The sequence below is a fragment of the Saprospiraceae bacterium genome, from assembly GCA_016709995.1.
Lineage (GTDB): Bacteria > Bacteroidota > Bacteroidia > Chitinophagales > Saprospiraceae > JADJLQ01.
In genome coordinates, this window is record JADJLQ010000001.1 from 2,333,018 (window position 1) to 2,345,860 (window position 12,843).

Annotated in this window: 13 protein-coding genes; 6 read left to right on the forward strand and 7 right to left on the reverse strand. The window is 40.7% G+C overall.

Annotated features, from left to right (window positions below; translation table 11 throughout):
• Positions 1-3: 3 nt before the first annotated feature.
• Genes IPJ09_09865 through IPJ09_09875 form a run of 3 tightly spaced genes read right to left on the reverse strand, consistent with a single transcriptional unit; the run spans position 4 to position 3,098 of the window.
• Complete coding sequence (locus tag IPJ09_09865) at positions 4-1,998, reverse strand: thioredoxin domain-containing protein (protein ID MBK7371728.1); 1,995 nt, start codon at positions 1,996-1,998, stop codon at positions 4-6.
• A gap of 51 nt (positions 1,999-2,049) precedes the next feature.
• On the reverse strand, positions 2,050-2,823 hold the full coding sequence (locus IPJ09_09870) for an MBL fold metallo-hydrolase (protein MBK7371729.1): 774 nt from the start codon (positions 2,821-2,823) through the stop codon (positions 2,050-2,052).
• Positions 2,820-3,098, reverse strand: a complete 279-nt coding sequence (locus IPJ09_09875) for a hypothetical protein (GenBank protein ID MBK7371730.1) — start codon at positions 3,096-3,098, stop codon at positions 2,820-2,822. The genes IPJ09_09870 and IPJ09_09875 overlap by 4 nt, the downstream gene beginning before the upstream one ends.
• 226 nt (positions 3,099-3,324) lie before the next feature.
• Here IPJ09_09875 and IPJ09_09880 point away from each other — a divergent pair, with 226 nt between their 5' ends.
• Both IPJ09_09880 and IPJ09_09885 read left to right on the forward strand, forming a co-directional pair.
• Positions 3,325-3,984 (forward strand): outer membrane beta-barrel protein, encoded by a 660-nt coding sequence (locus IPJ09_09880; protein ID MBK7371731.1) that lies wholly within the window; start codon positions 3,325-3,327, stop codon positions 3,982-3,984.
• A gap of 25 nt (positions 3,985-4,009) precedes the next feature.
• Complete coding sequence (locus IPJ09_09885) at positions 4,010-4,447, forward strand: hypothetical protein (GenBank protein MBK7371732.1); 438 nt, start codon at positions 4,010-4,012, stop codon at positions 4,445-4,447.
• 22 nt (positions 4,448-4,469) lie between these two features.
• On the opposite strand, the gene rbfA is transcribed toward IPJ09_09885, so the two are convergent.
• Entirely contained in the window at positions 4,470-4,856 is a 387-nt protein-coding gene (gene rbfA / locus IPJ09_09890) for a 30S ribosome-binding factor RbfA (GenBank protein MBK7371733.1), read from the reverse strand.
• A gap of 198 nt (positions 4,857-5,054) precedes the next feature.
• Between rbfA and recG the strand changes: the two genes are divergently transcribed.
• The 3 genes from recG (at position 5,055) to IPJ09_09905 (ending at position 8,668) form a co-directional block, all read left to right on the forward strand.
• Positions 5,055-7,166, forward strand: a complete 2,112-nt coding sequence (gene recG / locus IPJ09_09895) for an ATP-dependent DNA helicase RecG (GenBank protein MBK7371734.1) — start codon at positions 5,055-5,057, stop codon at positions 7,164-7,166.
• A gap of 99 nt (positions 7,167-7,265) precedes the next feature.
• A complete protein-coding gene (locus tag IPJ09_09900) occupies positions 7,266-7,637 on the forward strand; it encodes a hypothetical protein (protein ID MBK7371735.1) in 372 nt (123 codons plus the stop codon).
• A gap of 86 nt (positions 7,638-7,723) precedes the next feature.
• A complete protein-coding gene (locus tag IPJ09_09905) occupies positions 7,724-8,668 on the forward strand; it encodes a D-2-hydroxyacid dehydrogenase (protein ID MBK7371736.1) in 945 nt (314 codons plus the stop codon).
• 82 nt (positions 8,669-8,750) lie between these two features.
• On the opposite strand, the gene IPJ09_09910 is transcribed toward IPJ09_09905, so the two are convergent.
• Complete coding sequence (locus IPJ09_09910) at positions 8,751-9,269, reverse strand: FKBP-type peptidyl-prolyl cis-trans isomerase (GenBank protein ID MBK7371737.1); 519 nt, start codon at positions 9,267-9,269, stop codon at positions 8,751-8,753.
• 151 nt (positions 9,270-9,420) lie between these two features.
• Between IPJ09_09910 and trxA the strand changes: the two genes are divergently transcribed.
• Positions 9,421-9,726 carry a thioredoxin gene (gene trxA / locus IPJ09_09915; protein MBK7371738.1) on the forward strand — a complete coding sequence of 102 codons (306 nt, stop codon included), beginning with the start codon at positions 9,421-9,423 and terminating at the stop codon, positions 9,724-9,726.
• A gap of 2 nt (positions 9,727-9,728) precedes the next feature.
• Here the strand turns inward: trxA and IPJ09_09920 are convergent, their stop codons facing one another.
• The gene (locus IPJ09_09920; protein MBK7371739.1) at positions 9,729-11,171 is read right to left on the reverse strand and encodes a hypothetical protein; all 1,443 of its coding nucleotides are present in this window, start codon (positions 11,169-11,171) and stop codon (positions 9,729-9,731) included.
• Positions 11,172-11,417: 246 nt separating this feature from the next.
• Complete coding sequence (locus IPJ09_09925; GenBank protein ID MBK7371740.1) at positions 11,418-12,839, reverse strand: hypothetical protein; 1,422 nt, start codon at positions 12,837-12,839, stop codon at positions 11,418-11,420.
• Positions 12,840-12,843 lie beyond the last annotated feature (4 nt).

A 12,843-nucleotide genomic window follows, 5' to 3' on the forward strand; every position in this document is an offset into this window, starting at 1 on the left:
ATCTTATCTCTCCTCATCCAAATGATAATGCTTATCTAAAAGTGAACGAAATTCTTGGATCGAATTTACAGGCATTTCACAAGAAAATTGATGACATAATGAGATATCTGCATTTTTCTCTTCCAGAAAATGTAAGATTGGCGAGGGAAGATAGAGTGACCTTATAGAATCGATGTCAGCTTCTGCAGAAGATTTGACCTCCATCCAACCTATATCCTGGCTGATCGTCAAACTTGCCCAATGGCTTAGTGAATCAGGGTATCTAATGATCGCACCTCGAAGATCTGTGATAAGTTCGTTTCCCAGCAACTCCCAATCATCTATAGAAAGTACTCTACCCAAATATACCAGGTTGTATGCCATAGCCCCTGAGGCAGAAGGCATGGTGTTGTCATATAGATCATTTACCTCTGCGACAAGATCATGAGTAGAAACCGAATATCTAAATGACTTTTGAGCAGGGAGATAATAATGATGCATCACATGTTTGGCCAGCTGCCTTGCCTTGGATAAATATCCTTTATTACCTGTAGATCTGTAACCATATAAAAATGCCAAAATACCATATGCCAGATCATCCAGCATGGCCGGTATTTCAGATTCGTATTGATGCAAATATCGCTCTTCGACCAGGGCGATCTCTTCAAAATAAGTCAATATTGAAACAGCTTCTTGCAGGAAATCTTTCGTCCCAAAAGCATCGTATGCATCGAACCAGCCCATGCATAATAGAGCATTCCAGGCTGTAATTATTTTGGTATCCTTTAATGGTGCTATCCGGGTATCTCTTTGTTTTAAAAGCTCTTCATGTACAGACTGTAACCTTTTGCTGCAATAGGTGAGTTCGTCTTCAAATTCATTTCTCACCCAAAGGATATTGATAGGCGCTCCTCCAGTGTGTGAAGGATCAGCCCAATTGCCTTCAGGATGGATATCGTATACCGACTCAAATAACTTAAAGTCTTCTGAATTCAATAATTTTTTAATTTCATTATAGTCCCATACATAGTATTTTCCTTCTACATGTTCACTATCAGCATCCATGGCGCTATAATAGCCTCCTACGGACGACTTCATATCCCTGGTGAGCCAGGTAGCAGATTGGGAGACTACTTTTTTGAGTATAGGTCCGGGTGATATTTTGAAGGCTTGACTATACAGTGACATGAAAAGTGCATTGTCGTACAGCATCTTTTCAAAATGTGGTATGCGCCATGCTGTGTCCGTAGTATACCTGGCAAACCCACCACCAATTTGATCAAATATGCCTCCTCTGGCCATGTGTTCCAAAGAGCTGATCACGTGCTGTAGTCCTTGTAGTTGACCTGTGTAGAAATAATGATCTAACAAAAACTTGAGTGTCATCGTCGAGGGGAATTTGGGGGCTCCGCCAAATCCTCCGTTTGACCTGTCAAATCTATTTTTTAAATGCTGAAATATTTTTACGCCTGCGTCGGTAGCAAGGTCATGATCTTTGGATGCGACCTCCAGGAGTGTAGATGAAGCGTTGCTCACATATCGAATCAATCGACCGGCTTGCTCTTCCACTTCAACTCGTTTTTCCTTAAATATTCTGACGATATGCTGTAAGATTTGGCTCCAGGAAGGCCTTTGGTGCCTAGGAGAGGGCGGAAAATAGGTACCTCCGTAGAATGGCTTTTTGTCAGGTAGCAAAAAACAATTTAATGGCCAGCCCCCGGATCCGGAGATCGATACCACCGCATCCATATATATCTTATCCAGGTCTGGTCGTTCTTCTCTATCCAGTTTGATATTGATAAAATGATGATTCATATATTCGGCTACCAAAGGATCGGTAAAGGATTCCTGCTCCATGACATGACACCAATGGCAGCTGCTGTAGCCTATTGATAATAAGATTGGTTTATCCTCCTTAACTGCCTTTTCAAGCGCTTCTGAGCCCCAGGGATACCAATCGACAGGATTAGACTTATGTTGTAATAAATAAGGACTTTTTTCGAATTGTAATCTATTCATATAGCTTAATGCAGGATGAGCTGGAATACAAATTTAAGCTTATCCTGACAGTCAAACCATTAAGTCAAGTTTGAGCTGATCGTATGCTAAATAGACATTCTGTGGTAATTTGGCTTGAACATCTTCATAGAGGCCCATATAATGGCTCATATGTATGATATAAGTCGATTTTGGAGAAACTTGTTTGATGACCTCCAATGTTTGATCCAATGTAAAATGAGAATGATGTGGCCTATGATGTAAAGCGTTGATTACCAATACTTCCACACCTTGTATATTTTTTAAAGTTGATTCTGGAAGTTGATTGGCATCTGTGATATAGGCCAGTTTGTTATTGATTTGATAGCCCAGGATACTTAACTCTCCATGTATAACCCGTAAGGGCTTGACATAGGAAGATCCAATGTGAAATGATGTATCAGCTTGGATCTCAATCAATTCAAATCTAGGTGCTCCAGGATATTTTTGTTCTCCGAAGGCGTAGTCATATTTAAGTTTAATTATTTCAGATACATCTCTTTGAAGGTATATTGGGAGTGGCTCGTTCTTTATGAAGATCAAAGGCCGTAAATCATCTAGTCCACCTGTATGATCATAATGTTCGTGGGTCAACAATAACGCTTCAAGATGGGTGACCCCTGCTCTCAATAATTGATATCGGATATCTGGCCCTCCATCTATCAGTATATTGGACGGTCCATCCTGGATCAGTGCTGCACAACGGAGGCGTTTGTCTCGGCGATTAGAGGACAGGCAGACTTCACAAGTACACCCTATAACAGGGACGCCCTGAGAAGTACCAGTACCTAAAAAAGTAATGTTCACACCATTTCCTCTTTCTCGGCCTCAAGTTTAAGCTGATGATAAAAAGATTGGGATACTTCCGATAGGGAGTCTATGTCTATTATCAACTGCTGCAGGATATCTAAAAATGCAATAACTCTGCCCTCAGTCTCATAAAAACGGTTGATAATGATCATTTTACGACTTTCGAGAACACAAGACCCAGATTGAAAATTGCCTTTCTCGTATCGAATATTGTATCCTGCTTCTGCGAGTAAGGATTCTATTTTTTCCAGTGTAGTTTTAGTATATCTTATTTTTGAACTCATTGTATAATTAAATGGTATAAAGGAATAAAGAAAGTGTAACCGTCAGCGTTTCAAATAATTCTCACCCAGTCTTTGTTAAAAGTTTATAAAACCTCAAAGACTCTTTAGAAAATATTAACAACAGTGTCCTTCAAAACGTTTTTTAAAGAATTGACAGACAAAAATCAGAAATTAGCATGGGGAATTGAAATTTTCCATGCAATTTTTTTTTAATATGTTGCGCTTAATAGCCTTATATCTGATCCTTAGCATGTTAGCTCCAACCAGGGGGCAGGCGCAACCTTTGAGGTTTGGGTCGGGTGTATTCGCCGGCGGCACTTTAGCTCAGGTGGATGGTGATGATATGCAAGGCTATGACAAGCCGGGTATCGAATTTGGCTTGCGAGGTATAGCTTTTATCATACCTAAATTTGAATTTCATACAGAATTAAGTTATTCTCAAAGAGGCAGTCAATCCAAAGGATACGGCAAATCCACCAATAATGGCAGAAAAATGATATTGGATTATGGTTGCATCACTGGCCTCCTGGTGGTTAATGATTGGTATCACCCTCTTAAAGAATATTATCGACTTCAGGTAGAAGGTGGCGTCTCTATGGGAAGGCTCATCAGATCGGAGATTCAAGATCCCATCGGGTCAGGTGTCAGGAGCCTGAATTTAAATGAAATCAACCCTTATATTAGTACCAATGATCTCTCTATGGTTTTGGGAGCAAATATTAAGCTAACTCGAAAATCCGGAATCACTTTCCGGTATCACCGCTCGATGTCGAAGATCCTTGACGCAGAAAAAGTCCAACCCTTTTTTGAGAAAAGAAATATCATCTCTATGAAAGGATATTTTCTTTCGCTGGATGCATTTTACCATTTCTGACTATTTTTGACGCATGCGAATCTTTATGTCATGGCTTATAATATTCACTTTCATTGCTTGTAAGAACAACAAAGAAGAAAAAAAAAGCGATCCTGTTCGGACTTCAGCTGCCAGTTATTTGACTAATGACGATATTCTCAATCTAAGCAACAGTGCAGATTATGTCGATATGTTGTTTTACCACATGAATATCAGTGTGAGTCAAAATGATCCTCCTTCCATCCGACAAAGCGTAAACTTCCTCACCGCAAGTGGAAAGCCCTCCAATATGCAATGTCCTCCTATAGGCAGAATCTCCTTTCTTTCAAAAGGAAAAATCATTAGGGAAGCTGACATTCATTTAAGCCCTGGCTGCAACTATTTTACGATTATAGAAAATAAAGTTTCTTCGGGAACAGTATTGATGTCACCGGAAGGGGTAAAATTTTTACAGGCTTTAATTGATAGTTATAAACCTCAATGAGCCCATTGCAGCTCCCATCAGCTTAATCCTTCGGGCTGGTTATTGGGGCTTTGAGTTGATTAGCTTCTAATTTTTGGAAAAGTTCTTCGACGCGGTACATTTCGTCAAGGGTTTCGTCTATAAAGTATTCTATAGCTGGCATACGACGAAGCTGTTTTCTCAATCTGTGATACATCTCTTGTTTGAGCTTAAAATCATTTTCTTTTATCTGATTCAGCACGGCTTCTTTATCTTCCACATTGTATATGCTGAGATAGATACGGGCAAGTTGCAGATCAGTAGCGACTTTTACCTGTGTTACTGTGACCAGTGGCTTATTTCCATAGATGTTAAACCCCTCCTGGATGAGCACATAAGAAAAATTTCTTAGGATGAGCTCTGATACCTGTTGCTGTCTTTTTGATTCCATAGTATTACATTTTAAAGCATTGGTGTGAGCGTATCCAGCAAAGATACGAGTACCCGAGCCAATAATTTCCTTTCAAATTCATAATGTTATACTCACTATCCGTCTAAAATTTCATACCAATCGACAGCTCACTGAAACCACAATTTTTATCTTCACACTTATCCGCTATACTTGTGTGAGAAAAACAAAGTACTATTCGTGCGATTTACAGTAGATTACCTCGACAGCCCCATTGAATATCTTAAAGGCGTGGGACCTGCCAAGGCAGCCTTATTACAGACAGAGTTAAATATTTTTACTTTCAGAGACCTGTTATTTGCGTTTCCATTCAGGTATATTGACAGATCTATAGTGACCAAAATCAGCCAACTCCAGGAAGATGGAGCTGCAGTCCAAATAAAAGGCAGATTAAGCAACCTCACTTTGTCAGGTCCTAAATATCAAAAAAGGATTAATGCTAACCTAACCGATGGATCAGGCACTATTCAATTGGTTTGGTTTCAAGGTGCAGCCTGGCTGGAGAAATCGCTTATACCCGGCGAAGAGTATCTTATCTATGGCAAAGCCAATCGAAGTGGCTATGCATTTTCTATGGCACATCCGGAAATGGAGCTGGTGAAGGATATCAAACGACTACCGGGTCTCGAACCAGTCTACAACAGCACAGAAAAATTAAATGCTAAAGGACTTGACTCGAGAATGCGACGCAAAAGTATCGCTGGGCTATTTGAAAAATTACCTGCCAATGCTTTCCCGGAAACGCTTCCAGCTTATATTATCCAACGGTTCAAGCTTTGTGGCAGCAGTGAATCCTTAAAATGGATTCACCTGCCATCTTCTAATATGGAGCTAGATCAGGCCATACTGAGAATAAAATTTGAAGAACTATTTTTTCAACAATTAAAACTGCTCTCAAACAAATCTTATCGCAAGCAACATGCTAAAGGGCCGATCTTCAAGGTAGTAGGTCAATTATTTAATGAGTTTTTCCATCAACATCTCCAATTCGAACTGACCAATGCACAGAAACGGGTAATCAAAGAAATCAGGAATGATACTGGGGGCGGAATTCAAATGAATAGGCTTTTGCAAGGAGATGTGGGCTCCGGTAAGACGATAGTCGCTTTGATGGTCATGTTACTTGCATTGGACAATGGATACCAGGCTTGTCTCATGGCGCCTACCGAAATACTCGCTCAGCAGCATTTTGTATCTATAGGGAAGGCGTTGTCGGGACTAGGCATTCAAATAGGTTTATTGACTGGCAGCATTAAAGGCAATAAAAGAAAAGCAGTGCTTCAGTCATTGGTAGAAGGAGAACTGAAGATTCTGATAGGCACTCATGCTTTATTGGAGGAACCTGTGCAATTTAGCAATCTTGGCCTGGCAGTCATAGACGAACAACATCGCTTTGGAGTAGCGCAAAGAGCCAATCTATGGCAGAAAAACCAAACTGTTTTACCTCATATCCTGGTGATGACAGCTACTCCCATTCCCCGGACATTGAGTATGGTATATTATGGAGATCTTGATATAAGTGTCATAGATCAATTACCTCCCGGCAGGAAACCCATTAAAACCATGCAATTCAATGAAAAAAGCCGCCCACAGGTCCATCAATTTCTACGAGACCAAATTCAAAAAGGAAGACAGGTATATATCGTGTACCCGTTGATCGATGAATCTGAAAAACTGGATCTCAAAGATCTTCAGAACGGTTATGAGTCTCTTTTGTTTCATTTCCCTAGGCCAGCTTATCAAATCAGTATACTTCATGGACGCATGAAATCGAATGACAAGGACACAGAGATGGTGAGATTTAGCCAGGGAAAAACGAATATCCTGGTCGCCACCACGGTCATAGAAGTGGGTGTCGATGTACCCAACGCCAGTGTCATGGTGATTGAAAATGCTGAGCGCTTTGGTCTGTCCCAGTTGCATCAACTGCGAGGTAGAGTTGGCAGAGGAGCCGATCAATCATTTTGTATATTGATGACGGGATATAAACAATCCGAGACCGCAAGGAAAAGAATAAAAACAATGTGTGACACCACCGACGGGTTTAAGATCGCCGAAGTCGATCTTGAGCTGAGAGGGCCTGGTGAAATAGAGGGAACCCGGCAGAGTGGCGGCATTGAATTTAAATTGGTCAATCTCTCATCGGATCTAGGTATACTCCAAGATGTACAAAATCTTCTGATCAAAATACTGGAGCATGATCCTGCGCTCAAACATCCTGAAAATTCACTTTTATTAGACTACCTGGTTAAAGAACATATTAATGACCCGGGATGGAGTAAAATATCTTAAAAGCTTTATCTGTCGTTGAATATTATAATTTGATAGATTTTATAGTTTGCTGAGCCTTGACGCACCTTAATTTTGTGAATATCAATAAATCATATCATTATGGCAAGATCATATAAAACCACCGGTTGCTTTAGATTTGTTCTTTTTATTGTTATATTAGCACCATTGGCATACCTGGGAGCTTCTTATTATAACGGCCAGGATGGTGTCCAAAACATAAAGAATTTTTTCTCAAAAGCAAAAACCACTATAGGTTTGGGTACGGATATCGAGAAATCTTCCACTCCTAATGCAACTACCTCCACTACACCATCTTTGCCTGCTGCGACAGAAGCTGAAATAACCAATTACAAATCCACGATCAGCATCAAAGACCAGGAACTCAACGCACTCATCAAGGAAAACCTTGACCTCAAACTCAAACTGCAGGAATGCGAAAATAAAATCAAAATACCCGAGGCATTGAAATAGGTTTAGATATCACTGATTGGGCAAAATTATGATTTTTGGTTTTGCTTAAATAACTCGTTATTTGCATTCCTAAAAAGTAAAAACATATGCATAAAAGAGTATTAGCCAATGATGGCATAGAGATTGATGGCAAGTTGGCTTTGGAAGCAGCAGGTTTTGAAGTCGTGACAGCTAAGGTAGATCAAGCAGACCTTGTTCAGGCTTTAAAGGATTACGAAATTCTTATCGTACGCAGTGCTACCAAAGTAAGAAAAGAACTTATAGACGCTTGTCCCAATATCAAGATCGTCGCTCGTGGAGGTGTAGGAATGGACAATATAGATGTTGAGTATGCCCGTAGCAAAGGTATCCAGGTCATCAATACTCCTAATGCCTCCTCCAGGGCTGTAGCGGAATTGGCTTTGGCGCATATGTTTTCCCTGAGCAGAATGTTACAGCTGTCAAATGACCAAATGAGAAAAGATGGTGCTGATTTTGGGGCTTTAAAGAAAAAATATTCAGCTGGCACTCAATTGGCTGGCAAAACATTAGGTATCATTGGCTTTGGCAGGATAGGACAGGAATTGGCCAAAATGGCCCTGGGAATAGGGATGAAGGTCGTTGCAGTAGACCCATTGATTTCGTCTGCAACTTTAAAAATATCCATAGGCAGCCATGAAATGTCACTTGAATTACCTACCTCCTCTATGGAAACCTTGCTGACTGAGTCAGATTATATTTCTTTGCACGTACCTTCCAGTCAAAAGCCAATATTAGGCAAAGAAGAAATGGCCAAAATGAAAAAAGGTGCCTGTATCATCAACACAGCCCGCGGTGGAGTGATCGATGAAGAGGCATTGGTTGAATCCCTACAATCGGGCCATTTAGGCGGGGCGGGTGTGGACGCATTTATCAATGAGCCTACTCCTAGTGCGGCTATATTGTCTAATCCACTTATCTCAGTCAGCCCTCATATCGGTGGCTCAACCGCTGAAGCGCAGTCTGCTATCGGCTTGGAATTGGCTGAAAAGATTACTGCTGCTTACAAATAATCGGTTTTAAAACCTAATAGCCATAAAAAAAGCCTGAGTGCATGCACCCAGGCTTTTTTTATGGCCTATTTTTCTCAAGATCTTATTTCAATACTTTGACAAGTTCCATATCAAACGCCATTACGGAATTGGGCGGAATAGCTCCAGGAAAACCTCTTTCGCCATAGGCAAGACCGGATGGTACCAATATTTTCAATTTTGCACCCGGCTTCATCAATTGAAGGGCCTCAGTCCAACCTTTGATGACTGCAGTGAGTTCAGTATCATAAGGAGCATTTCTTTTATAGGAAGAGTCAAATTCTCTGCCATCGAGAAAATACCCACGATAATGAACAGAAGCTCTGTCTTTGATGGTCGGTGGGGTACCGCTACCCTCTTTCTCCACCACATAATACAATCCTGAGGCTGTCCTCGTCACATCCAGGTTGTTTTTAGCTGCATATTCCAACAGGATGTTCTGATCTTTATCTGCTTGAGTAACAGGAGATGCGATCAATCCCGATTTTAATTTAGCACCTAATTCGCTGGCCCATATATCCGCTTCAGGAGCCTGAGTGGCCGCAGCAGGAGCAGTAGAAGGAGTATTGGATGGAGTTTCCATAATTGTTTCAGTTTTTTTATTCTGACAAGAGATTGTCAAAATGGCTAAGAAAATGATGAGGCTATTTTTTAACATGTTAATAAAATTTGAATGCAAAAATCTTCTTTTATCCGGAGAACTTCATGCACATAATATTCGTTGACAAATTATTATGCAATTCATACAATTAATCGCTCAGGACATTCCTGTCATCATCGACTTTCATGCTGAATGGTGTGGTCCTTGTAAAATGATGGCGCCCATGCTTGAGAAAGTCAAAGAAGAATTTGACGATAAGATCAAGATATATAAGATCGACATCGACAAAAACCGAACGCTGGCTGATAAATATCAGGTGCAGGCGGTCCCTACCCTCATGATCTTTCGCAAAGGAAAATTACAATGGAGAGTGTCGGGAGTTCCATCCATGCATGAGTTAAAAACACATATCAATAGTTCGATAGGACAGCCGGTCTAATTTTACTTAATAGTCCTGACAATAGTAGTTTCCTGGATCCAGCAACCGACCTTGATGGTCGAACCCGGTTCAATCACCCGTTGAAAAATATCCTCCCTGGTGGGCATATACTGATTGTATTGATTGATGAGTTTGTTGGCTTCGCTAGCTGAGGAAGGATCGATTGACTTAGCATAGTTCCACTTATCTATGGCTGGCCACACTACCATCTGGCTTTCATATCCTCGGCCAGGGCCACATAAGGGACCACTGGAAGCGTATAGTTTGCCAATGTTGATATAGGGTTCTCCCCATCCTGGCTTAAGATTGGCAGCCACCAAAGACCATCGTCGGGATTCAGGGAAATTTCTCAGGTTGCCATAATAAATTCTTGAGATGATCATGCTCAATTCAGCTTTGCGATTATTGTCTTCCGTTTCATCGATCGCTGTTTTGAACAACTCTATCGCTTGCCTATAATTTCCATCATTTAATACTTCAATGGCTTTGCTCATCGAAGATTGTTTTACTTCGACGACTGCTGGCTTACAATTAAGGTCCCTTGCAGCCTTCAGGGCAAGTATACCTTCATCCGTGTCCGGACATTTGGCCCATCGGAGTCGACCAAAGGTCGTGTTGATGGCATCACAGTCTGCAGGAGCAGCTTCAAAATCTTTAAAATATTTGTTTTTGTAATAAGCACAATCATAAAAATCTTCCACTCCTTCCATATCGGCCAGGCGGGCTGGCACATAATCATTGATAGCGTTCCAGGGGTCACATTCTTTGGGAGTCTTGCAGTTTTTGAGTCCATTTTCCAGGATTTGCCGCACCTGAGTAGCATACTTTTGAGTCTCAGCAAGGGTAATTTTGCTTTCCAAAAATTGTTGAATCAATAAGGCTGTGAATGGGTTGAGGATAAAATAATCCGCTTTCAATCCATCTTTATCCAAAGCCTTTCTAAATAACGCAAAAATGGAATCATCGCTGGCATATCCGGGAAATGAATAATAATATTGAAATGCTTTTTGAGCATCGACATTGGCCCCTGTAGGGTAACATTTGGCAATCTGGTCATACAAATCCAGCACCTTATTGACATAATCTCTTTTTAAGGTAGTATCATGGGCTTCTTCGAAAAATTTGGTATAGATCCTTATCCCGTCATCGAAGACCGTAGATCTTTTGCCGTCAGCTGCCGGAGCTACTGCAAATACTTTTTTCCAGCCTTCAAAAGCTTTGGTATAATTATTTGCTTTAATGGCATCCCGATATAATATGTATTCACTGGTGACATCGTCCTGGTTAGGTAAAGTGAGCCAATTAGGGCACGGACTTAAATTGCTCATGTCTATAGTCTGAGATCCCGGCTGGGGCACGGAAGCCTCAGGTGCAGGCAAGCTGGATTTTGGCGAACAGGATGCTATGAATATAAGGCTGCATGTGATCAAAAATAATCGAGTCATGGTGGTCAAATTTCGAATGATCTGAATTGGATAGGCTGTAAAAATACAAAAGCTCACCTATAATGATGATTTCGTCTTAGTTTTTGGTGTAAATCCAAGTAAAACCCTAACAGTTATTCAACGAGAATCAATAATACAAGTCAAACCTAGAGATCTAACCCTTACCATACGACTCATGCCTCCAAACAAAAAAGCCCCACTATATCTGATGAGGCTCTCTTTTTATGATATTTTAAACTAGCTGGCTTAAGACTTGTATCTCAACCTTACAGTCTCGCCAATCCAGCAAGGCACATTCAAACTCGCTCCTTCTTTCATTCCTTTCATAAATCCCTCAGCCTTGTCAGGCATGTATGCAGAGATACGACCGATTCTGGCATTCGCATCATCGCTCATAGAAGGATCAGTAGCTTTGGCGTATTGGTATTTGTCTATAGCGGCCAGGATCGCAAGGCTGGTGACCCATGCATCTCCACAATTATTGGCACCACCTACATACATGTCTCCAATAAGTAAATAAGGTGCTCCCCAGTTGGGCTTTAAACCAGCCGCTCTTCTGGCTGTTTCCCTGGCGGCACCAGGTTGGCCAAGTTTGCGGTATTGGATGGAAGCAATAGATAAAACTAACTCACCTTTTTCACTGTTGTTTTCAGCTGAATCTACAGCTTCTTTGTATTTTTCTATTGCGCCATTAAAATCGCCTGCATCCATCAGCTTCTGAGCCATATAGACCGGATTGTTGGCTTCGAACTCAGCTTTTCTTTTAGCATTTTCCTCCGCTACGATTTTCTCAAACTTGGTTTTTAATTCAATCATAAGAGGATCTTCAGCACCACAACCTTTTGACGAAAGCCTATTGAATACATCTTTTATGACTTCATGGCTTTCGGCGTCTTTTTGATACTCTGGAATCAATTTTTCTTTAAAATATTCACAATCGAATATATAGTCTTCAATCTCTCCAAATTTGGCATTGGCATATGTCAATGCGTCTTTGTAGTAGGAAGAATATTTTTTGTTATTGGCGATATTGTATTCTCCAATCTCATTGACCTTATTGTATATATCCCGGGTAGCTTCTTTAGACAATTCTTTATTCAAAAACTGATACACCGCTACATCAGCATATGGAGTGATAATGGTGTATAATGCATTTTTACCTCCAAGAGCAGCACTTTCGTCCAATACTTTGAGGAGATCTTTGTAAGGAGAACGGAGTGAATAATACATATCGTAAGCTTCCTGGGCTTTGATGTCAGAGATTTTTTGTTTGAGGCAGTTTTCATCATTACAGCCGGCAATCTTGATGACTTTGGCATTATAACAATCAATCATACCTGCATAAAGTTGGTGGATCTTTTGTACAGCAGCTTCTTTTTTAGCAGCGTCAGTTTCTTTTTCAAAAATGGATTTGTAGATGAGGATCCCGTCAGAATAATGCCAATCACGATTGCCATCGGCCGCCGGAGCAATACTAAATGCTTTTTCCCAATTAGGCATTGCTTCTAAAAATTTTCCAGCTTTTAAGGCATCCCGGTACAAAGTATGTGCAGTCTCAGCCTCATCCTTTTTAGGTGAATTATTCCAAGTAGAGCAAGATTGAGCATTTGCATCAGCCACCAGAGCTATAAAAGCAAAAAACAATGGTAAATACAAAGAGTTTTTCATTTTC